Raw genomic sequence first — 22,222 nt, forward strand, 5'->3', positions numbered from 1 at the left:
ATTAACCGTTGGTAGAGAGGATGCTGTTGGCTTTTTCTTCGCGTTGGCTCGCATCAGAAATCACTTTCATTTGCATTTCAAACTGACGCGTGTTGTTGATGAGCGCCACCATGACCTCGGCTGGATTCACATTACTTTTTTCTAAAAAGCCTGGAGCGATAGTGACCTCGGGGCTAGGTTGAGCCACAGTACCATCTGCGAGGCGGAACCAACCATCGTCACCGCGTACTAACTGGTTATTGTCTGGGTTAACGAGCTTTAGTTGACCAATGACTTGGATATCGCGCGGATTATCGCCCGCGCCTAAGGCGGTAATTTGCCCATCAGTGGAAAAGGTGATGGCGCCACGATCCGGCACCTCAATGGGCGCATTATCGGCGGACAACACGGGATAGCCTTGTTGGTTGACTAGCAGATTATTTTGGTTGACCGCAAAATCCCCTGCTCGTGTATAGGCCTCGCCTGCCGGTGTCATGACAGCAAACCAACCGTCACCTCGTATGGCCGCATCTAAGGCATGACCGGTTTCTGCCAACGCGCCCTGCGTATGATTGGAAGCCGGTGTAACGGTTGCATTGCCTACCCGAGTAGGAAAAACGGCCCCGCCTTGCAACGGCACAGCACGCTGGATAGCAAGCTGTTCTCTGAAGCCAGTGGTATTAATGTTAGCCATGTTGTTGGTGACCGTAGCTTGCTGCTCAAGCAAACGCTGGGCACCATTCATAGCGGTATAAACAATGCGATCCATACTGTGTACTCGTGGGTTAATACCCTAATTAACGTAATGTAATTAGCGTTTGTAAGATTTGATCTTGGGTTTTGATGGTTTGCGCATTGGCTTGGTATGTGCGCTGTGCAATGATCATGTTGACCAGCTCTTGGCTCATGTCGACGTTGGACTCTTCCACCGCCTGACCTTTAACCGTAGCAAAACCGTTGGTTCCAGGTTGACCTAAAACAGGCTGACCCGACGCACCCGTTTCTACCCAAGCATTCCCACCTATTGCTTGCAAGCCATTCATGTTGTTGAAATCAGCCAAAGCTAACGCCCCCATGATCTTGCTTTCACCGTTGGTGTAGTTAGCGACAATCGTGCCGTCAGTGGCAATGGACATACTGGAGTATTCGCCAGTCGCGTAGCCGTTCTGCGTAAATGAAGGGCTAAATTCACCACCAAACTGCGTGGAACCGTTATAGCTTAATGTGACATTTAGCGGTGCCGCTGGCGAACCGTCCTCGCCAATGCCGGTAATAGAAAGCTCGAACGGCAACACACTGGCTTTACCGTCTTCGTCCACATTGGCATACGGCCCGATCAAACGTCCAGCGGAATCAAAGCTGAGATTATGAACCAGCATGGTATCGCCCGTTACATAATCGCCGGAGGCCACCCCTGTGCCAGAAGCCGGCGTACCTGGTTCACCAGGCTTACCACTTTTACCTGCTACCGTACCTGTAGGGCTACTTAGAAACTTACCATCGAACTGGTAATACACTTTCCATTCGCTATTGCCTTCGTTTTCAGCCACTTTGACAAAGTATTGTGTTAACTGATGAGGGTTACCCAATGAATCGTACACCGTGACAGGCAAGGTATGAGTATGGTTTTCAGGCTGGGCCACATTAAAACTGGGCTTGACTACGGCAGGCGTTCCTGTTGAAACAATGCCTTCACTGGTCCCGACAATCACAGGGGATCTGGAATCAAAGTTGGCTTTTAGGTCGACAGCACCCGTGGATTTTGGGGCAATATTACCCACTGGCACTTTAATAGGCGCCACTTGATTGGTGATCATGCCGTCTTCGGTTACCGTAAAGCCGGTTAAACGCTGACCTTGCGCATTCACGATTTCTAGATTTTTGTTTGCTGAAAACTGACCGTTGCGTGAGTAAGACACCGCTCCGTTATTGTCTACTAGGCGAAACAACCCTTTGGCACCGTCAATGGCCATATCAAACTGGTTACCTGATACGCTGATATTTCCCGTTGTGAAACGCTGATTTACGTTTGCAACTTGTACCCCCAAGCCCACACGGGAATTGGCATACACATCAGCAAAAGCGATGGTGGAGGCTTTAAAACCTACCGTGGCGGAGTTAGCAATATTATTACCAATGACATCTAAATTTTGGGAAGCGGCATTTAGTCCGCTTAAACCTTGTCCAAAACCCATAGTTTTCCTCTTTCAGTCCGAATAGTGCGGCAGCCGGATACTGTTGGCCTGCCTGCCAAAAATTACATTATTTTGCGAATATCAAGCAGCGAGTAATCGCCTGCTAGACCTAAATCTAAGCGCAACCCTTTGGTGGTATAGGCCACACTGTCAACCACGCCATAGCGTAAGGCTTCGGCGCTAACGGGTGCATCAGCCAAAGAGGCTTTTATCTCTACGTTGTACGCACCATCAGGAAGCACCTGACCGGTGTTATCACGCCCATCCCACTCGAAGGAGTACACGCCTGCCTCGCGAATATCGAGCTCGATTTCTCGCACCACACTGCCACCATTATTAAGAATATTGACTGTGACCTTGTCGGCGGTGCTCATTAAGTCCACCCCAAATGGCGTGGCAACTTTGACATCGGGGTTAGCGGGATCAGAACCCAACGAAATTTTTGACCCCGGCACCAACACCGGCTTGCCAATTAAATTGGCTGCTTGCATGGACTGAGACACATCCATCTGACCCGATAACGCCAACAAGGTGTCGTTTAGCTGCTGGATGCCCTGTACGGTGGAGAGTTGAGCGAGTTGACTAGTGATTTGCTCGTTGTCCATAGGGTTAAGGGGATCTTGATTACGCAATTGCGTAATCAGCAGAGTTAAGAAACGATCTTGGGTATCGCCCATCAGATCGACCCGACCGCGCGCTGAAGCCAACGCTGCGCCGGCAGGATTTTGAATTGAGTCTACGGTGCTCATTATTGTCCTAAAGTCAGAGTGCGCATCATGAGGTTTTTGGTGGTGTTGACCACCTCGACGTTGGCCTGATAGGAACGCGAGGCAGAAATCATATTGACCGTTTCAGCCACCACGTCGACATTAGGCATCAACACGTATCCGTCCTCGTTTGCAAGAGGATGCTTTGGGTCGTATTGCAAACGCCCCGGGGAGTTGTCTTGGGTTACTTGTGACACACGCACGCCACCTACCCCTGCCGTCTGGGCAGCTGGGTTGGCTAAAGGGGTCACTTGAAACACCACATGGCGAGCTTGATAGGGTTTTCCGTCGGGACCGACCGCGCTGTCTGCATTGGCAATGTTGCTTGCTGATACGTTCAAACGTTGTGACTGTGCAGTTAATGCAGACCCAGCAATTTGAAAAATAGAAAAACTACTCATGAGTTACCCATTATTGTTGAACAGCAGCCATTAAGCCCTTGATGCGCTGTGACAAAAGGTTTAGGCTGGTTTGATACTGCATGGTGTTATCGGCAAAGGCCATGCGTTCCACATCCATATCTACGGTATTGCCGTCTAGGGCTGGCTGTAGTGGCTGACGATAAAGCACGTTGGAATTCAACGGCGGCGGCATGGCTGCACCAGGAATATGACGACTGGAAGTTAAAGCAAGTTGGGTAGGAGGCAAGGGTTGCGTAGCCCCACCCATCGCTTGTTTTAAGGCAGCGTTAAAATCCATATCACGCGCTTTATAATTGGGCGTGTCTGCATTAGCAATATTGGACGCAAGGATTTCCTGCCGCTGTTGGCGCAAGGCCAATGCAGTTTGGTGGAATGCAAAATGTTGGGAAAGACGATCAACCATAACGATGTATCACTGCCAGCACGTAATGAGAAAAAGTGAAAAATTGTGACTTTATGACACAGTAACTTCGATAGTAACGCCTAGTCATTGCGGTTAAACTAAGAAACAAGCGACTAAAAGCGCTCCAGTTTCACTATTGAATAGGCTACGACCTCGACACGCATTGCATCTATGACCCTAAAACGCCTTCCTTTTTTTCTTGCGGCATTGGTTTTATCGACGCTGACTTTTGCACAAAGTCTACAAAACCCTGACGAGGTGGCCGAGGTCGCAGAGCAATTTCTCCTTGAGCAAGCGGCGGCTTATCCTGGGGTCGCTAGTGTACATATCAGCCCGCCTACCATTCGCAACCAACCCCAATGCGACCAGTTGCAACCTGTGCTGTCCTCTGGGGCTAGATTACGTTCTAGGCAAACCTTAACTGTGCATTGTTTAGCCCCACAACCCTGGAGCCTTCATGTGCAGGCTCAAATCACCGTTCAAGGCTATTACTACGTTAGCAACCGTACGTTACAAGTCGGTGATACACTGGGCATGGATGACTTAATTGGTCGTGAAGGCGATATTTTACGCTTAGCGCCCAATACAATCATTGATCCAAGTCTAGCTATTGGTTATATCGCTACCCAGCGCATTAATGCAGGCAGTGTGATTCGCAGCAGTGCTTTACGCGACCCGCAATCCATTCAACGAGGCCAAATGGTTCGCACTCTGGCGCGGGGCGCTGGTTTTGTTGCGACTGGCGAAGGCCAAGCCCTGCAAAGCGGGTCGCCCGGCAGCCAAATTCAAGTTCGTGTCAGTTCAGGTCAAATCATCACTGGTACAGTGCTTGATGCGCAAACCGTTCAAGTTTTGATGTAAGTCAACACCTTTGCTTGCAAATCAAGCCCTAAACTAATTTATTTGTGCACCGTTAATACTTCACATAGAGAAAAATCAGATCGGAGCCCATCATGAAAATTACACCTAACGATTACCGCCCTACTGTTAGCGATCGCGCCACGACCTCCAAGTCCACCACGCAGGCTAAAGCAGAAACCACACAGGCTTCACGCAGCGCCTCGGTGGATTTCAGCCCGGCCGCGCGTCAACTGCAACAATTGCATTCTGATCACAACGATATTGATATAGATCGTGTTAATGCATTGCGCACGGCACTCGCTAATGGCACACTTGAAATCGATACGTCTCGCATTGCCGATCGTCTCATTCATACAGCGCGCGATCTTTTAAAATAATTTCCCTCTATGACTTCTTCTGCTTTATTAACTCTAATTCAATCTGAACTCGAGCTCATCGAGCATTTCATTTTCACCTTAGAAAAAGAACACGAGACGTTATTAAGCAGCTATAGCAATGATGAGCTCTTTGATTTAACTGAAATTAAAAACCAATACGCCGAACGTTTAGATAACGCCGCCCAGCAGCGCGAGCAGCTTTTACAGCAGCTAAATCTACCCGCCGGACGCCCAGGTTTACTTGAAGCTCGTCTTTTAGATCCAGCCTTAGCTAAAGCCGTTGACACCTTATTGGCTTTAGCCGAACAAGCCAAAACACTCAATGAAAAAAACGGTGTGTTGATTCAGGCCTATTTAAACTACACCACCGAAGCGCTGTCTGCTTTTGGCCAGGCCGCCACCTCGCCCAATCAGGACGTGTACGACGCTCAGGGCAAAAAACAAACGGGCTTAGCCGCTAGACGTGGCTATATCCAAGCCTAGGGCGGCGGGTTACTTATTCCTAGTCGTGCTGGGCCTGCAGCAAATCTTTTAAATTCCATAATTTTAATAATGAAGACGGAATTTGACTTTGATTCACTGCGTTTGGCCCAATCAATTGCTCAAGCACTCGACGCACTGAAGCCAGCTCTTTGTATTGATCTAGCTCCCAAGCCGTTGCGCCGAACAACGCGGCCAACTCTAGGCCATAGGCCATGGGTAGCTGCTGTTGCTTGGTATAGGTTTGTAAGGGGCGATTATGGTAGGCACGTCCTACTGCACGTAAGAGGTTTTTAGCTTCCACGTGCTGCAATACCCACTTTGCTAGCTGTTCCGGCGTGGAGGATAACTGACGATCTAACAAGCAAAAACAATAAAAGGTTTTGACTTCTTTAAGGGTCTGAGCATTTAACGCTTGCAAAACAAACAAGTTCACATGCTGGGTTTGACCACCTCGAGTCCGCAGCTCGACGGGGGCTTGGGCATACCAAAAACTAACCGCCGTACCAGACATGCCTGCTAACAACTGATAAGGCAACGCCATTTTGGGGTAGTTTAAAGCATAAAACTCGAGGTTTTTACTGATCGCTGCGGGAGTGCTATGACCGTCTACGTGCCAGCAACGTGTAGCAGGCGCCACCATCGCCATCACGTTGGTACGGGTATTAGCCCACTGCCCCCACCACTGATTGTTGTGTTCTTCGACCCAATGGACGACTTGTGCAGGTGGGGTGTGGTCTTGCGCCCATTGCAGCGCATGCGCTAGCTCAAAACGCGGCGTTTTAGGGGCGGACTTGTGAATACCACTATTGGCATACCACGTTTTTTTATCACTTAGCTGCAACATCGGCATGGCTAAAAGCTGGCCTGTACTAGCGCCTACGAGCGAGGCGTACAACTGCGATTGCGCACCGGTTAAACGCTGTTTAATGTGATGCATGACAACGGGCGCTTCAGGCGCTAGCTCGGTGGCCTCTAGCACCGCGGAGCGCAGCTGATTTTGAGCCCATTGCGCCAAGTCTGGCCGAGCTTGATCGGGTTTGGTGGCACGCCAAAAATCAAATGCCGTAGCACTCATGGCGTGCTGATCGACCTGACTGATGATTTGGCGTAATACGTCTATATTTTCATCGGCGAGATGACTCAGAGCTAATACTTGTTTAATCATGTGATCTTGGTTGGCAGCATGTTGATGTTGGGCTTGTTCTTGGACCTCAGAGGCCGTCATTAGCGCCGCTAAATCCGCTGTGGTCGGTGCAAACAAAACGCGACTGTTTGGGCTTTTAGCCAATGCCATATCGACTAATTGCGATGCATTTAAAAAACGTAAATTTTCAGGGACTCGCTGACCATCAGAGACATAATGAATAGGTAGTTGGTAACGTAAGGCCACATCAAGCGCCGCGCCTAAACGGCTGGCCTCGTCGACTTTACTGATTACACAGCCTGCTAAGGGCGAACCGCCGTCCTTGCTGTAGGTACGCGCCACCTCGTCTAAGGTATCGCCATGACTGGCCGCATTTAACACTAACAGACGCTGAATACGACGCCCAGCACTGGCCAACATAGCGGCCTGATCTTGAACGTACTTGTCGCGTTGGCTAACCCCCACATTATCGATCAAAATTACTTGATCAGCGCGCAATCCTAACATAATTTGACGTAGTTCTTGCGCATTGCGCACCACATGAATGGGCACATGGAGCAAATCGGCGTAAATCTTCAGTTGGGTATCTGCGCCAATACGGTACGTATCGGTGGTGATGAGCACCACCTGCTCGGCCCCAAATTGACGCACCGCACGGGCGGCTAGCTTAGCCAAGGTAGTGGTTTTGCCCACACCGGTTGGTCCTACTAGGGCCAAAGCCAAACCCGGCTGCCATAAATGATGTTCATTTTTTAATACAGGCAAATGGCTGTCGAGCTCTTTGCGTACCCATTGCATGGCCGCGCGTAACGACAAGTTAGGGGGCAGCCGTTTTAACATGGCGCGCAATAACGCGGTGCTAAAACCAAATGCCAATAGGTTTTGAAACAGAGTTAACTGGTTTGAGTTAGCGCGCAGCTCGTTGCTCCATAAGAGCTCTTCAATACGCCCCTCAAGCGAACCCTTTAAAGAGCTAATAGCCGTCATTAGCTCGTGTGCGGGAGTAGGAGCTGGTTGACGTGGCGGTGGCACCATAGCTGGGCGTTCAGCTTGCGGTGTTGCAGTTGGGGCTGGCTCTGCGCGCATACTTTCATACATGGATTTGGCGGCGCTGGGTGTGACCGGGGCCGCGGGCGCTAACGCCTCGGGCTCGGTCGTGCCATCAGCAGCTAAAATTTCTACGCCCCCATTCACTCGCTTGTTAGACACAATAAGTGCATCGGGGCCAAGCGCCAAGCGCACCTGACGCATAGCCTCTCGACTTGTAGCACCAAAAAAACGACTGATATTCATTGTTAACTACCTATGACCGCTGTCACGCGCATCACGCGCTCTTCAGGAATTTCCTGGGTAGATAAAACCCCCAGCTGGGGAATATGCTGACGTAAAAAACGCGCTAATGGCACACGTAACGTCGGACTCACGACCAACACCGCCGCATCCCCCATGGACTCTTGTTGCTGTACGGCTTGTTGAGCCTGCATCAGCACACTTTCTGCTAAACCGGGCTCCAATGCCCCACTCGTGGTTAAGGCTTGTGTTAGCACGTTTTCTAATCGCCCCTCTAAGCCAATGACGCGCATTTCTGATTCACCAGGGAACCATTGCTGGGTAATCGCGCGCCCTAAGGCGATGCGCACTAATACCAGCAGTTCGGCGCCCTCATCAAATTGTGCCCCCGCTTGAATTTGCTGCTGTAAACGCGGCGCATTTTCTGCTAGGGATTCGAGAATGGTACGCATGTCACGAATAGGGACTTCTTCTTCCAAGAGACCACGCAATACACGATGCAATAAGCCCAATGTCACCACCTTGGGTACCAAGTCTTCTACTAAGCGCGGCAAGTCACGTGCCACTCGATCCAATAACTGTTGGACTTCTTGGCGACCCAATAACTGGGAACCAAAACGGTGCAGCAAGTGGTTTAAGTGCGTAGCAATCACGGTACTGGCATCGACTACGGTGTAGCCCGCAATTTGTGCTTGTTCACGCAAACTCACATCAATCCAATACGCCGGCAAGCCAAAGGCAGGGTCTGTGGTAGGTGAGCCAGGCAATTTCATCGACACCCCACCAGGATCAATAGCTAACCACTGAGTAGGCAAGGCGCTGCCCTGCCCAACCTCGACACCATGCAACAAAATACGGTAATCATTGGGTTTTAACTCTAGATTATCGCGTATATGGACAACGGGTGGTAAGAAACCAATGTCTTGAGCGTATTTTTTTCTAAGACTGCGAATACGATGTAAGAGCTCGCCATTTTGAGCGTGGTCAACGAGAGAAATTAACCTATACCCGACTTCTAGACCTAGCGGGTCAACCAGCGACACATCATCCCAACTGGCCTCGGCAGCGGCTGCTTCGGCAGCCTCGGCGACGGCATCAGGACCAGAAAGCTCGGGGTCTAACCCACCTTGTTGCTGACGCTTTAACGTATACCACCCCATGCCTGCCAACGAAGCAGCTAGGGCTAAAAAAGCCACATGTGGCATATTGGGAATTAAACCCATAATGCCTAGAATACCTGCGGTTAAAAACATCACATTGGGGTTGTTAAACAACTGCCCCACCATTTGTGAGCCCACATCGTTATCGTCGGTGGTGGCAACGCGCGACACCACCACACCCGCAGCTGTGGAAATAATCAATGCTGGAATTTGGGCTACTAAGCCATCACCAATCGTTAACAAGGTATAGACGTGACCCGCTTCTGCAAAAGATAAGTCATGTTGCCCCACGCCCACAATTAAGCCGCCCACCACGTTAATCACCATGATTAATAAGCCCGCAATGGCATCGCCGCGTACAAACTTGCTGGCACCGTCCATGGAGCCGTAAAAATCGGCTTCCTGAGACACCTCGGTGCGGCGCCGACGTGCCTCATCCTCGCCAATTAGGCCAGCATTTAAATCGGCATCAATGGCCATTTGTTTGCCAGGCATCGCATCTAAGGTAAACCGTGCGCCCACCTCTGCAATGCGCCCTGCCCCTTTGGTGATGACCATGAAGTTAATGATGATTAATATCATGAACACAATCAAACCAACGGCAAAATTCCCCCCCACCAAAAATTGCCCAAAGGCCTCGATCACACGCCCTGCGGCAGCCGGACCCTCGTGGCCATTAAGCAATACGACCCGAGTAGAGGCAACGTTCAACCCCAGACGCAACAAGGTTGTAAACAATAAAATAGAGGGGAACGCAGCAAAATCTAAGGCTTTTTTGGTGAACATAGCCACCAACAGCACCATGATGGACAGCGCAATATTAAAGGTAAAGAGCAAGTCCAAGATAAAGGGCGGCAATGGCAGCACCATCATGGACAAGATCATTAAAATCAGTACCGGCCCAACTAGCAGCTTTGCTTGCTCACCACCAGACGTTCGGAAAAAGGCAATTAAATGGTTCATACTTAGGTGTTTCCAGCCGCGCTGGAGTCAAGGGGATCCATGCCCTCTGGGATGGTTAAATGAGTTGGTGTAGCAGGCATAAATCCCTGACCTTGCTCCCAGGCTCGTAACTGAAATACCCAGGCTAGGATTTCAGCCACAGCCGAATACAACTCGACGGGGATCTCTCGGTCTAACTCTACGTGTTTGTGCAAAATACGGGCTAAAGGAGGTGCTTCAAATAAAGGTATGTTGGATTCGGTAGCCAGCGTTTTAATGCGCTGAGCAATCAAGTCTTTACCCTTGGCAATGACCTTGGGCGCACCGCCCTCGCCCTCGGTGTACTTTAGGGCTACGGCATAATGCGTTGGGTTGGTAATGACCACATCGGCATGTGGCACTGCTGCCATCATGCGCCGCTGTGCCATTTCCCGTTGCTGAGCACGGATACGGCCTTTAACATGGGGGTCGCCATCGCTTTGCTTATGTTCTTCCTTGAGGTCTTGTTTAGACATGCGTAGCTTTTTGTGGTGCGAGTAAATCTGCCACGGCACATCAATAGCCACAATTAAAACCAAGCTAAAAACAATCAAAAGGCAACATAAGGCAACTAATTTTAACCCCTTTGCCATGGCTTCGGTAGGAGACAGTTGCATCAAACCTAGCATTTGATCTCTGAAGTGCCACATAACAAACATCGACACCAGCCCAATTAAGGTGGCTTTACCTAACGCTTTAAAGAGCTCAATGCCAGTTTGCGCCGAAAACATACGTTTGATACCCTTTAAGGGATTCAATTTTTCTAGCTTGGGCTGCAAAGGCTTTGCGCTGAAGATCAAGCCCCCCAACAACACCGATGAGGCAATAGCAATAACAAAAAGCGCCCCAAATAAGGGCAATAAGGCAAGCAGCGCATTCCATGCAGATAAAAGCGCATTGGTTACCATCACGCTGTCGTCATGAGCCAACGCGGGCTCAAACCACATGCTGGAACGAATCACCCCGCTTAATGTGCTGTAGAGACTTTGGCTAATTAGCCAGATGGTCGATACCCCCACCATTAACAGCATAAAGGTGTTGAGCTCGCGGGATCGTGGGGCTTGCCCCTCTTCTCTTGCTTTTTCTAACCGCCGGGGCGACGCCGGTTCGGTTTTTTCCACATCACTTTCTTCAGCCATGTCTTTTGTCGATGAATAAAAAAGCTCAGCAGTAGCTGAGCTTTAAAAGCGCACAAGACTGCTTAATTTTAGTTATTCTAAAACAAAGCATGTGAACTAAATCATGGAGTAGAGGCGTAAAAACGGCGTTGTTCAAACTCGGCCTAAAAGCCTAGGCTAGAAAGCAGATCATCGACCTCGTCTTGATCACTGACTACGTTATCCGAGGTGGTATCAATAACAGGGCCATTTAATAAACTTTCTGCATCGTCACGTTTCTCGGCAGGCACACTATCCATCAATACCTGAACTAGCTCCGTTTCAAGCGTACCAATGACACCGAGCATGCCCTTAATGACTTGCCCTGTCAGATCTTGAAAGTCTTGCGCCATGATAATTTCCATTAAATTATCTTGGGTTTGCTGCGTTTTATTCGGAATATCTAAAATAAACTGTCGGGTATCTGCGATCAAATCCGCTTGTGTTTCATTACAGACTCCTTGATCCAGTTGATTCCAACGCTCTTGCAGCGATTTAGCATCTGCGTTGAGCTCATCTTGCAAAGGTTGAGCTTGCTCGGCGGCATTCAACACTCGGTTTGCGGCTTGCTCTGTCATACGCCCTACATAGCGCAACCGATCACGCGCATCAGGAATGGACTGCGCTGCCTCTTTGATTGCATAGTCAAGCCCTAGCTCGCGCATGCTTTCACGCAGCATTCGGGTTAAACGAGCTATACGCTGCACCACATCCATTGATGGTTGCTGGGGCCGCGTATCCCCCGGAATCTGATCAGAAACAGACATTTGTTTCTCTCCTTTTCCTGATTAAGAGGCCATTTTCTCGAAAATTTTATTGAGTTTCTCTTCAAGCGTCGCTGCAGTAAATGGCTTAACCACATAACCACTAGCACCTGCTTGAGCCGCCGCAATAATATTTTCTTTTTTGGCTTCGGCTGTAACCATCAGTACAGGTAAAGAGCTCAAGTTTCCATCAGCTCGGATCTGCTTCAGCATTTCCAAACCGTCTAAATTGGGCATATTCCAGTCTGAGACCACAAAGTCAAAACTGCCATTTCGTAATTTTTCTAAGGCCATCACCCCATCTTCGGCTTCGTCTACATTTTCGTAACCCAAATCTTTTAATAGATTACGAATGATACGACGCATGGTGGGAAAATCGTCTACCACTAAAATCTTTAGATTTTTATTGGTCATTCAGGTACTCTCCAATAACAAATAATAGGCACTGAGTCTCGCGCCTTACACGCGATGACCGAAAGACCCAGCGCTGGCGAGAATTCGCTCACTCATTTCTGACAAAGGAACAGCATGCTCTGCTGCCCCAATCGCTAAGGCTTCGCGTGGCATACCAAACACCACACAACTGGCTTCATCTTGGGCAAAGGTCATTGCCCCTGCTTTTTTCATAGCAAGCATGCCTTGGGCACCGTCTTTGCCCATACCGGTTAAAATAACGCCGATCGCATTTTTCCCTGCTATTTCTGCTGCTGAATTAAACAACACATCGACGGACGGGCGATGCCTGTTGACTGGCTCGCTGTCCTCGAGCTCTACCACATAGTTGGCTCCTGAGCGCGCTAATTTCATGTGCGCAATCCCGCCTGGCGCTAAATACACATGGCCGGGTAGCACACGCTGACCATGCTCGGCCTCGTGCACTTGAACCTGACATAACGAGTCAAGCCGTTGTACAAACGAACGCGTAAAGCCTGCTGGCATGTGTTGGGTAATCATGATGGCTGGACTGTTTGCTGGCAAAGGCTCTAACACCTGACGGATGGCTTCGGTGCCCCCCGTAGAGGCACCAATCATAATCAGTTTTTCTGTGGTGGAAAACCCCCGTGTTAATACACGGCGAGAGGTAGCCGGTTGATCGGTTTGAGCGACGCGACGACGTGGCCTAGACATGGCGGCTGCACGGATTTTTTCTGCAATAATATCGGAATATTCCATCAACCCATCGCGTAACCCCAATCGAGGCTTCGTCACAAAATCCACTGCACCGAGCTCTAGAGCACGCAATGTAATATCTGAATTTCGTTCGGTCAACGAGGATACCATCACCACTGGCATAGGACGTAAACGCATTAGGCGTTCTAAAAAGTCCAAGCCGTCCATACGTGGCATTTCCACATCTAAGGTCAACACATCGGGGTTGTATTCTTTTATTAGATCCCGAGCCACAATGGGATCTGGAGCAACAGCAACTACCTCCATATCATCATGGCTATTGATGATCTCCACCATTAGACTGCGCACTAGTGCCGAATCATCTACACACAAAACACGTATTTTCTTCATGACAATACTAATAACTCAATCAATCGGTATGAGCTAAACACGTACGTAGACGGTTTGGCCTTGTAATTTAAAATCGTTTGTCATTTGCGAGAAATTCTCTGAGTGCCCTACAAATAACAAGCCACCAGATTTCATAGACTGAGCAAAACGGCTTAACAGTTTTGTCTGGGTTGGCTTATCGAAATAAATCATGGTGTTTCTACAAAAAACGACATCAAACTGACGCCCATGTGGCCAACCCGACTCAGAGACTAAATTAGTGACGCCAAACTCGATCGCCTGTTGTAGATGCGGTTTCACCTTGGCTCTACCCTCATAAGCACCTGTGCCACGGTAAAAATATTTTTTTAACAGCGGCTGAGGCACTGGCTGCACACGATCTAGGGTGAATACGCCTTTTTTGGCACGCTCTACGGCTTCAATATCGATATCGGTAGCCAGTATATGGATACTACTATCTAAGGTGCCAAGCGCCTCTTGAACCGTTATGGCAATCGAATACGCCTCTTCGCCAGTGGAGCAGGTACTGCTCCAAATAGAGATCGGTCTTTTTAGCTCTTTTACAAAGTGGCTAAGAATATCGAAATGGTGTTGTTCTCGATAAAATGCGGTGTGATTAATCGTAAAGATAGAAATGTATTGATCCCACTCGGCTGACTCGGGGTGTCTATCTAGATGATCCAAGTAGTCGCTTATTCGAGTTAACCCCAAACGCTTGGTGCATAAACCTAAATTTCGAGCCACCATGTCTTCTTTGTGGCTACCTAAAACAATACCTGATCTTAATTTAATCAAACGAGCAGCTCGCTCAAAATCCGCCGCTGACATGGCCGGCATGCCCGGCAATGCAAACGAAATGGGTGATTCAGTTGACTGCTTCATATAACAGCTATTAATTAGCTCTCCAGTAAATAGGGGGTTGAGCCACCAGCGTAATAATGGGTCGACTCGTCCTCAGGCGCTATGTGTTGAGGCGATACTATCGCATCTTGGGCACTCACTCTAAATGCTGCCACTAACTGAGTCAACCGTCTGGCTTCGTCTTCAAGCGCCTCTACAGACAAAGCGGTGTTTTCTACTAGCTGTGCATTTTGTTGTACCACCGCATCCATTTCAATCACGGCTCGATTCACTTGATCGATACCCATGGACTGTTCATGTGAGGCCTCTGAGATTTCAGTCATTAACACAGACACGCCTGAAACGGCTTGAACGACTTCTCCTACTACCTTACCAGCATGACCTACCTGCAAGACTCCCTTTTCTACCTGCTCTTGAGACTGGGTAATGAGCTCATTAATTTCACGTGCTGCTTGAGCACTGCGCTGAGCTAAAGAACGTACCTCACCTGCTACGACTGCAAAGCCTCGGCCTTGTTCACCGGCACGTGCTGCTTCTACGGCAGCATTCAACGCTAAAATGTTTGTTTGGAAAGCAATGCTGTCAATGACGCTAACAATGTCAGAGATCTTTGCCGAGCCCGCGGAAATGTCTTCCATCGTCCGCACCACTGAGCTGACAGCCCCGCCCCCTTCTTGGGCGACTTTGGCGCTTTGCTCTGCTACACCACTGGCTTGTTGTGCATTGTCAGTATTTTGACGTACTGTACTGGCTAACTCATCCATACTCGCAGCGGTTTGCTGTAGTGCCGCCGCCTGCTGGGTTGAACGGCTACTGAGATCATCGGTACCGGCATGAATTTCCGTCGCATGCAAACGGATGGAGTCCACTCCTTCGCGCACGCTTAACACCATACGACGTAGCTCGGTTTGCATAGCATGCAGGCCTTGGAACACGATGCCTAGCTCGTTAGTGGAGGTAACAGAGATCGCATCAGTGAGGTTGCCCTGCGCAATTTGCGCAAAATGGTCATCAATACGGCGCAGGGGCGCCAACACCATACGATTCAGGAACCAATAGGCCAGCGCAGAAATCAAGGCCGCTGCCACCATGCCCACGCCGACGAGCTTCAACACAAAACCGTATTGTTTTTCTTCACGTGAAGCATGGCCTTCTACTACATCTTGCTGTTGAATTGAAAGCTGCATGACCAATGAGGTCACTTCATTTTCTAATTGGTGGGTTACACCCATTAAATGATGATTAAAACCGGTGGTATCGCCTTTAAGTAAATGATCAAACAAAGGAGGTACCCCCTCGGCCATAAGGGCGTCGTAGGCCACCACAATACGCCCGAAGTCCTCGCCTAAATCGGGAATTTCTTGGCCCAATTCCTTGTAGCGCTCGAAGCGTTGCTCGGAGCCATTAAACTGCGCACGAGCTTGCTCAAGCAGGTGCGTCGTGCTGATATCTAAGCTTTTGGCAGTGCCGGCCCCGTCTTCTACCCACGAGCTTGACGTCGTGTAATCGTTAGCACCAATGTTTTGCGCATAGCTAGCGAGAGCACGACCTAAGTAATTTTGACCATCCTTATAGGAATCTATGGCTGCATTCAACATCACCATCGCGCGTTGATGTTGCATGATTTGCTGCAAGGCGTAGTTATTTTGTTTTAAAGACAAAATGCCTAATGCCGCCCCACCAATCAAGGCAAAAATAAAAAACAACAGAACAAGAATTAAACTGGTTCTGACCTTCAAGTTTGCTAAGTTCATGCCATCCCCGTTGTATGGTGCGTTTAACCAATGAGCCTATGAAAATGAGGGTAAATTACAGCGTGGCACTGTCCACTAATGCCATTTCTTCGCTGGTCATCAGTTTTTCAATATCAACTAAAATCAACATACGCTCATCGACGGTTCCGATACCGGTTAAATACTCGGTAGATAACACAGAGCCACCAAACTGAGGGGCATCACTGATTTGGCTGTTTTGCAGATTCAGCACATCGGACACGCCATCAACCACTACGCCTACAATGCGATTTTCAAGGTTCAAAATAACCACTACCGTTTGGTGGTCGTAAGACACTTCGTCTAAATTAAACTTGATGCGTAAGTCCACAATAGGCACAATTACGCCACGCAAGTTCGTGACCCCTTTAATAAAAGATGGGACATTAGCTATGCGTGTGACGGTTTGGGCCTCGTAGCCACGTATTTCTTGCACTTTAAGAATATCGATACCGTACTCTTGTTGGGCAAGAATAAAAACCAAATACTCTTTGTTATCGCTTTGCTCAACATCGGCAACTACGTTTTTGCTCATGATTACTCCGTATTTTTATTAATTCATTAGCGCGGTGGGACTGGATTGATTTCGATCGCGCGTGAGACGATGCAAAGCAAATACATCCACAATTAGAGCCACACTGCCATCACCTAAAATGGTGGCCGCTGAAATGCCCGGAATCTTGCGGTAATTGGCCTCTAGATTTTTCACCACCACTTGATGCTGACCAATTAAGTGATCCACAATCAATGCAAAGCGCATGTCTTCGGCCTGTAATACCACGGCAATGGCTTCTTTGAGGTTGGTCTGATGGCCCTCGACCCCAAATACCTCGCCTAAAGAGACCACGGGCAAGTATTCACCACGCACATACATCACGCGATCTTCGACGGTGATGTTACGCATTTGCTCTTCGGTGGGTTGCATGGATTCGGTAACATGACTGAGCGGCAAAATAAAGGTTTCCTGGCCTACTTGGACTGACATGCCGTCTAAAATAGCCAACGTTAACGGCAGCACAATACGCGTCGTCGTGCCCTGGCCTGCAGAAGAGAAGATCTGCACATGCCCTCCCATGCCTTGAATATTGCGGCGCACTACATCCATCCCCACACCGCGTCCAGAGATCGCGGTGACCTCTTCGGCGGTAGAAAAACCTGGGGCAAAAATAAGCTGCCAGAGCTCGTCGTCCGAGATGTTTTCATTCGTAATCAAGCCATTTGCTAAGGCTTTTTTAAGGATTTTGTCGCGTTTGAGCCCACCGCCATCGTCAGTGACCTCAATCACAATATGGCCCCCTTGGTGTTGAGCTGACAACGTTAAGGTGCCCTCGCTTTTTTTGCCTACGGCCACACGCTGTTCAGGTGACTCAATGCCGTGGTCAATACTGTTACGCACCAAGTGCGTTAAGGGGTCAATAATGCGCTCAATTAAGCTCTTGTCTAGTTCTGTTCCAGCACCTTTGGTAACTAGACGGATTTCTTTTTCCATGCGCGCTGCGTTTTCACGTACCACACGAGGGAACCGACTAAATACGTAATCCATGGGCATCATACGAATGGACATCACCGCCTCTTGGAGATCGCGCGCGTTACGCTCAAGTTGCTCTATGCCGTTTAACAGTCTGTCGTGAATAACTGGATCAAGTGTAGAAGCCGTTTGCACCAACATGGCTTGAGTAATGACAAGCTCGCCCACGAGGTTGATAATTTGATCTACCTTTTCTACTCCAACTCGAAGCGAACTGGATTCACTGCGTGCGCTAGCGCCATTCGATTTAGGCGCACGGGGTGCAGCTTTTTCTTTTTCTTTATCTTCGACTGCAGCCTGAGGAGCTGGTGCTGGCTGAACAGGAGGCGTAGGCGCAGGAGCAGCCACCGTTTCAGGTGCTGCTGCGACGGGCTCTGACTGAGGAGCTGGCACTGCTGTGGTAGTGGGCAAGGCTTCGTACGCAATGTGCAGTTGATCTTCATTCACAACAAAACAGCATACGGCCTCGATATCGGCTGCCGAAGCGGTGGTGGTTAACCAAAGCGTTAGCGCACCTGGGGCGTTTTGCTCGTGCAAAATGTCGCCCATTAATGCCATTTCTTCGCGCAAGACCGCTAAGTCTTTATCTGAGGCATTGCTGACCTTAACACACAGCGGCAAAACGCCGTCTGTATTGGGGTTCGGTGTGGGTACGGAGGGAGGTGTGGGGGCAGCCGCCATGACAACGTCTTGACTTACTTGGGCCTCTACGAGCAAGTCATCCATAGTTTGCGAGTCGGCTGCCGTGCTAAGGTTCCCCTCGACGTGATCTTTAGCAATTTGACGTAGCTGTACACAAATACGCTCAAAAGCTTCGTCATCGGGCTCGGCTTCGTTACGATAGGCCAGAACCTGATCGCTTAAAATGTCTTTGGTTTCCAGAAACAAATCGATTAAGTCTTGGCGTAGATCCATCTCGCCATCGCGCACGAAATCTAACAGATTTTCTAGCAAATGCGTGGTTTCGGCCAAATGCCCAAAACAGCCAAATGTCGCCGCGCCCCCTTTGATGGAGTGCGCTGCCCTGAAGATGGCATTGAGCATGTCACTGTCTGGATCGTCTATGTCCAGCTCGAGTAACAGGCCCTCCATATCGGCGAGCAGTTCGTCGGCTTCATCAAAAAAGGTATCGTAAAATTGACTTAAATCTACCCCGGAGCTCATACATGCGTCCTTAGTAACATAACTACCCCATTACAACCTATCAAAACCCAGAGTCAGGCTATAGATATCGCGTATTTGTGTTTTTTATTGCTAAATGTAATTTGAATTCAAAATATATAACATATATTTATGGTGAACTCGTTAAATTTGTGCCTTCGCCCTGATCTGCATCAGAATCTGCAGGGGTTGTGGTGTGGCTTGCATCGTCTGGCTCTGGCATCGCCGTACTGTCTTCAATGTGCGGTGGCTCATACAGCGAGGTGTCCTGACGCAACAGTTCCAGCTCTTGATCTGTCAAAGCCGCCTCGTTTTCGGCGTCAATACGCTGTTCAGCGGCTTTACTCAAGACCGTAATACTGATACGTCGGTTCACGGCAGCAGCGGGATCTTCTTTAACTAAACTTACAGTGGATGACAGGCCGATAATCTGTTTCACCTTGTCTTCGCTCAGTCCACCTACCACTAGCTCTTTGCGTGCCGCATTTGCTCGATCAGCAGAAAGCTCCCAGTTACTGTATTCCCTTTCGCCCGTTGCGTATTGTACGGAGTCCGTATGACCCACAATACGAATACGATTAGGCATTTCGTTTAACAGCCCACTAATAGCCCGCAAAATAGTCCGCATATAAGGCAACACACTCGCGCTACCCATAGCAAACATCGGTTGATTTTGTTTATCGATAATTTGGATCTGCAACCCATCTTCGGTCATGTTTAACAACAGCTGCGGATGAAATTGTTTTAGATCTGGATCGGACTGAATGAGCGCCTCGAGTTCATACTTTAGATCTTCCAGACGCTCCATATCGCGTGGATGCTCGCCGTCTTGCCCACCAGAGGGGTAAGATTGCGGTACGATACTTGGGTCTCCCCCGGGGATCACACTATGCGAAAACTCGGACCGCGCACCGCCAGTAATGGCTTCCATTAATGGCATACGGAAATAATCGGCAATTTCTTTGAGTTCCTCGCGAGGCACCAACGTCAAGATCCACATGACAAGAAAAAACGCCATCATAGCGGTCATAAAATCCGCATAAGCAATTTTCCAGCTGCCGCCATGACGCCGCTCGGAACGCCTTCCTTTACGGCGAACAACAATAATATTGTCTTTACTCATGAGCTATCGCTTTATTTGTTTGCACTGGCGCGAGACTGACGCACGTGCTCTTCAAGCTCAATAAATGAAGGCCTATCACTTGAGAACAGTACCTTGCGCCCGAACTCTACGGACACAGGCGGTGGGTAGCCGTTTAAATTGGCGAGCAACGTCACCTTGATGCATTCCAATACTTTGACGGCTGCCGCATTGCGGCTATCCATCACATTCGCCAGCGGCGACACAAAGCCATAAGCCAATAGAATCCCTAAAAAGGTTCCTACCATCGCTTTAGAAATTAAATCAGCGAGCACTGCTGGAGGTTGATCCACAGAGGCTAGGGCTTTAATAACCCCTAATACCGCCGCCACAATACCAAACGCAGGCAGTCCATCGGCCACTACGTGTAAGGCGTTAGAAGGAATGGAGCGTTCATCTTGGAAGCTGTCGATTTCTTGGTCCATGAGCGCCTCAATTTCAAAAGCACTCATGTTGCCGCTGATCATAATGCGCAAATAATCACAGATAAACTCAATCAGCAAGTTGTCGCGCAAAATGGCCGGATAGGCCGTAAAAATAGCGCTTTGCTTGGGGTCTTCGATATCGGCTTCGATCGCCATCATGCCGTCGCGTCGCGCTTTGGTCAGCAAAGCAAACAACAAGCTCATGAGCTCCATGTACAGCGCCTTGTTATAAGGCGAGCTCTTCAGGGCCCCTTTGATGGCTTTAAAAAGCATCGAGATGGAGCGACCGTTACTGGCTGCAAAATAGCCCCCTAACGCTGCACCACCAATTAGTAACAACTCAAACGGTTGATACAAAGCCCCTAGCGATCCTCCGAGGGCTACATAACTACCGAAGACCGAGAAAAAAACAATTAAATATCCAAGAATTATAAACACGGCTCAGCCTTGATTCTGTACTCTGACACAGCCTTAATAGTCGCTTGTTTCCTCTAAAGCTAAAACCACCGTTAGGCGGCCTTTTAGTCCTTATCTTGAGGTTTAGCAATTATTTTTGCAGTTTTCGCTGTGCTTGAGCTTTCCTTTATTACTTTTTTGGGAGTTGATTTAGTCGCTTGTTTGGCGCCTATGATTTTTTTAGCTGTTTTAGCCGTACGCACCTTTTTGCTTGAACGCGTTTTTCCTGCCCGAGGTGGTGGTTTACAGATGGCACAGACAAATCCCGTCTCTGGGTCGTGAGCATGGGCAATAAACTGGCCAGTACAGCGCTCACACTGCGTCAATTGCAACATGCCACTTTCAAAAAAACGAATAAGCATCCAAGCACGCGTAAAGCTAAGCACGGGCTCTTCGCCCATGCCCTCTACTCGCCCTGCACAGGCTTGCTCTAGGTAGAGCTTGTAGGCCTCGATAAGTGCATTGACCTTGTGCGCAGGCGTGAGCTTGTCCATATAGCAATACACGCTATAGAACAAAGTGGAATGGATATTAGGGAGCCAGGTAGTGAACCAGTCCACCGAAAAAGGCAGCATGCCTTTGGGTGGCGAGCAACCTCGTACCTCTCGATACAAGCGCGCAAGACGGTCGTAGCTAAGGGCAGTTTCAGCTTGAAGCACTTGTAGACGCGCGCCCAAATGAATCATTTGGGTCGCTAGTTCGATATCCTTTGCTTCTTGAGAAACGCTACGTGTTGCCATATTAGCTATCTAGAGCGGGAGTCTCTGCAAGCTCTACCGCAGCAACCGCACGTTGCGACAACAAAATAGTGGAATGCGCTTGTTGCAACACCCCACCCAACACATCCTGTGTGAGGGTGGAGAGCAGCTCATAGTCATTAAGTCTAAATCCACACAACAAAGTATTGGATGAAGACAAGCGTATAACTTGTGCAGGAGATAAATTTAATACGGTTTCAGCCACATCCTGATCAAAACCCAAACGATACATGCCTGCAGAAAAGTTTTCACGTAACAAACGCTGAGCTAAAAGCAAGTAGGATAAATTGACCTCTTGAATGTCACCCAATAACGTATTGTCTGAAACGGGCATACGCCCCTCCTTGAATTTTTCGAAACAAAGTTCGACCAACTCTCTGAGGTGAAGCCTCGGCAATAATGAGTAGGGAGTTAGCGAACGAAAACCAGTGAAAGTTTAGCTGGTGTATGTAGCAACAAAATGACACATGTTAAATTGTTTAATAAATGTTAACAGATATGTGTGCCCACGCAAATATAACAAAATTGTGTCATATACATATGGATGGCGGCAATATTATACAATTAGTAACATAAGCCATGCCGGCTAATACGTAGCTTCTTTTCTTTATTAAAA

22 protein-coding genes are annotated in these 22,222 nt (G+C 48.9%); 3 read left to right on the forward strand and 19 right to left on the reverse strand.

The annotated features are described in order from the left end of the window. Position 1: 1 nt before the first annotated feature. The 5 genes from flgF to flgB form a co-directional block, all read right to left on the reverse strand. On the reverse strand, positions 2-748 hold the full coding sequence (gene flgF, locus GGR41_RS11035; RefSeq protein WP_167661884.1) for a flagellar basal-body rod protein FlgF: 747 nt from the start codon (positions 746-748) through the stop codon (positions 2-4). A gap of 28 nt (positions 749-776) precedes the next feature. Further along, the gene (flgE, locus tag GGR41_RS11040; RefSeq protein ID WP_167661885.1) at positions 777-2,174 is read right to left on the reverse strand and encodes a flagellar hook protein FlgE; all 1,398 of its coding nucleotides are present in this window, start codon (positions 2,172-2,174) and stop codon (positions 777-779) included. A gap of 62 nt (positions 2,175-2,236) precedes the next feature. Continuing rightward, positions 2,237-2,923, reverse strand: coding sequence for a flagellar hook capping FlgD N-terminal domain-containing protein (locus GGR41_RS11045; protein WP_077732876.1), 687 nt, complete (start codon positions 2,921-2,923; stop codon positions 2,237-2,239). Then, complete coding sequence (gene flgC / locus GGR41_RS11050) at positions 2,923-3,342, reverse strand: flagellar basal body rod protein FlgC (RefSeq protein WP_077732875.1); 420 nt, start codon at positions 3,340-3,342, stop codon at positions 2,923-2,925. Before flgC ends, GGR41_RS11045 begins: the two co-directional genes overlap by 1 nt. A 10-nt stretch (positions 3,343-3,352) precedes the next feature. Then, positions 3,353-3,766: a flagellar basal body rod protein FlgB gene (gene flgB, locus GGR41_RS11055; RefSeq protein WP_167661886.1), complete on the reverse strand. Its 414-nt coding sequence runs from the start codon at positions 3,764-3,766 to the stop codon at positions 3,353-3,355. Between the two features lie 171 nt (positions 3,767-3,937). Here flgB and flgA point away from each other — a divergent pair, with 171 nt between their 5' ends. The 3 genes from flgA to GGR41_RS11070 all read left to right on the forward strand — a co-directional run bounded on the left by flgA (position 3,938) and on the right by GGR41_RS11070 (position 5,487). Then, a complete protein-coding gene (gene flgA, locus GGR41_RS11060; RefSeq protein ID WP_167661887.1) occupies positions 3,938-4,627 on the forward strand; it encodes a flagellar basal body P-ring formation chaperone FlgA in 690 nt (229 codons plus the stop codon). A 92-nt stretch (positions 4,628-4,719) separates the two neighbouring features. Next, positions 4,720-5,004: a flagellar biosynthesis anti-sigma factor FlgM gene (flgM, locus tag GGR41_RS11065; protein ID WP_167661888.1), complete on the forward strand. Its 285-nt coding sequence runs from the start codon at positions 4,720-4,722 to the stop codon at positions 5,002-5,004. 9 nt (positions 5,005-5,013) lie between these two features. After that, positions 5,014-5,487 carry a flagella synthesis protein FlgN gene (locus tag GGR41_RS11070; RefSeq protein ID WP_167661889.1) on the forward strand — a complete coding sequence of 158 codons (474 nt, stop codon included), beginning with the start codon at positions 5,014-5,016 and terminating at the stop codon, positions 5,485-5,487. Positions 5,488-5,506: 19 nt separating this feature from the next. Here GGR41_RS11070 and flhF read toward each other — a convergent pair whose 3' ends face one another. From flhF to flhD, 14 genes are all read right to left on the reverse strand, one after another. Further along, entirely contained in the window at positions 5,507-7,924 is a 2,418-nt protein-coding gene (flhF, locus tag GGR41_RS11075; RefSeq protein WP_167661890.1) for a flagellar biosynthesis GTPase FlhF, read from the reverse strand. Between the two features lie 2 nt (positions 7,925-7,926). Next, on the reverse strand, positions 7,927-10,044 hold the full coding sequence (flhA, locus tag GGR41_RS11080) for a flagellar biosynthesis protein FlhA (protein ID WP_167661891.1): 2,118 nt from the start codon (positions 10,042-10,044) through the stop codon (positions 7,927-7,929). 2 nt (positions 10,045-10,046) lie between these two features. After that, positions 10,047-11,201: a flagellar biosynthesis protein FlhB gene (gene flhB, locus GGR41_RS11085; protein ID WP_167661892.1), complete on the reverse strand. Its 1,155-nt coding sequence runs from the start codon at positions 11,199-11,201 to the stop codon at positions 10,047-10,049. Positions 11,202-11,344: 143 nt separating this feature from the next. Further along, entirely contained in the window at positions 11,345-11,986 is a 642-nt protein-coding gene (gene cheZ / locus GGR41_RS11090) for a protein phosphatase CheZ (protein ID WP_167661893.1), read from the reverse strand. Between the two features lie 21 nt (positions 11,987-12,007). After that, positions 12,008-12,397 (reverse strand): chemotaxis response regulator CheY, encoded by a 390-nt coding sequence (cheY, locus tag GGR41_RS11095; RefSeq protein ID WP_167661894.1) that lies wholly within the window; start codon positions 12,395-12,397, stop codon positions 12,008-12,010. 45 nt (positions 12,398-12,442) lie between these two features. Further along, positions 12,443-13,504 carry a protein-glutamate methylesterase/protein-glutamine glutaminase gene (locus tag GGR41_RS11100; RefSeq protein WP_167661895.1) on the reverse strand — a complete coding sequence of 354 codons (1,062 nt, stop codon included), beginning with the start codon at positions 13,502-13,504 and terminating at the stop codon, positions 12,443-12,445. 33 nt (positions 13,505-13,537) lie between these two features. Further along, positions 13,538-14,386, reverse strand: a complete 849-nt coding sequence (locus GGR41_RS11105) for a CheR family methyltransferase (RefSeq protein ID WP_077732865.1) — start codon at positions 14,384-14,386, stop codon at positions 13,538-13,540. A 14-nt stretch (positions 14,387-14,400) separates the two neighbouring features. After that, on the reverse strand, positions 14,401-16,119 hold the full coding sequence (locus GGR41_RS11110; protein ID WP_167661896.1) for a methyl-accepting chemotaxis protein: 1,719 nt from the start codon (positions 16,117-16,119) through the stop codon (positions 14,401-14,403). A 55-nt stretch (positions 16,120-16,174) separates the two neighbouring features. Next, a complete protein-coding gene (locus GGR41_RS11115) occupies positions 16,175-16,672 on the reverse strand; it encodes a chemotaxis protein CheW (RefSeq protein WP_167661897.1) in 498 nt (165 codons plus the stop codon). Between the two features lie 18 nt (positions 16,673-16,690). Continuing rightward, positions 16,691-18,829, reverse strand: a complete 2,139-nt coding sequence (gene cheA, locus GGR41_RS11120) for a chemotaxis protein CheA (protein WP_167661898.1) — start codon at positions 18,827-18,829, stop codon at positions 16,691-16,693. A gap of 127 nt (positions 18,830-18,956) precedes the next feature. Continuing rightward, positions 18,957-19,949, reverse strand: a complete 993-nt coding sequence (motB, locus tag GGR41_RS11125) for a flagellar motor protein MotB (protein ID WP_167661899.1) — start codon at positions 19,947-19,949, stop codon at positions 18,957-18,959. A gap of 11 nt (positions 19,950-19,960) precedes the next feature. Further along, positions 19,961-20,830, reverse strand: coding sequence for a flagellar motor stator protein MotA (gene motA / locus GGR41_RS11130; protein ID WP_167661900.1), 870 nt, complete (start codon positions 20,828-20,830; stop codon positions 19,961-19,963). An 83-nt stretch (positions 20,831-20,913) separates the two neighbouring features. Next, positions 20,914-21,588, reverse strand: a complete 675-nt coding sequence (gene flhC / locus GGR41_RS11135) for a flagellar transcriptional regulator FlhC (protein WP_167661901.1) — start codon at positions 21,586-21,588, stop codon at positions 20,914-20,916. 1 nt (position 21,589) lies between these two features. Beyond that, on the reverse strand, positions 21,590-21,940 hold the full coding sequence (gene flhD, locus GGR41_RS11140) for a flagellar transcriptional regulator FlhD (RefSeq protein WP_077734911.1): 351 nt from the start codon (positions 21,938-21,940) through the stop codon (positions 21,590-21,592). Positions 21,941-22,222 lie beyond the last annotated feature (282 nt).

It is taken from the genome of Paenalcaligenes hominis (genome assembly GCF_011927625.1).
In the GTDB taxonomy this organism is placed as follows: Bacteria; Pseudomonadota; Gammaproteobacteria; order Burkholderiales; family Burkholderiaceae_B; genus Paenalcaligenes; species Paenalcaligenes hominis.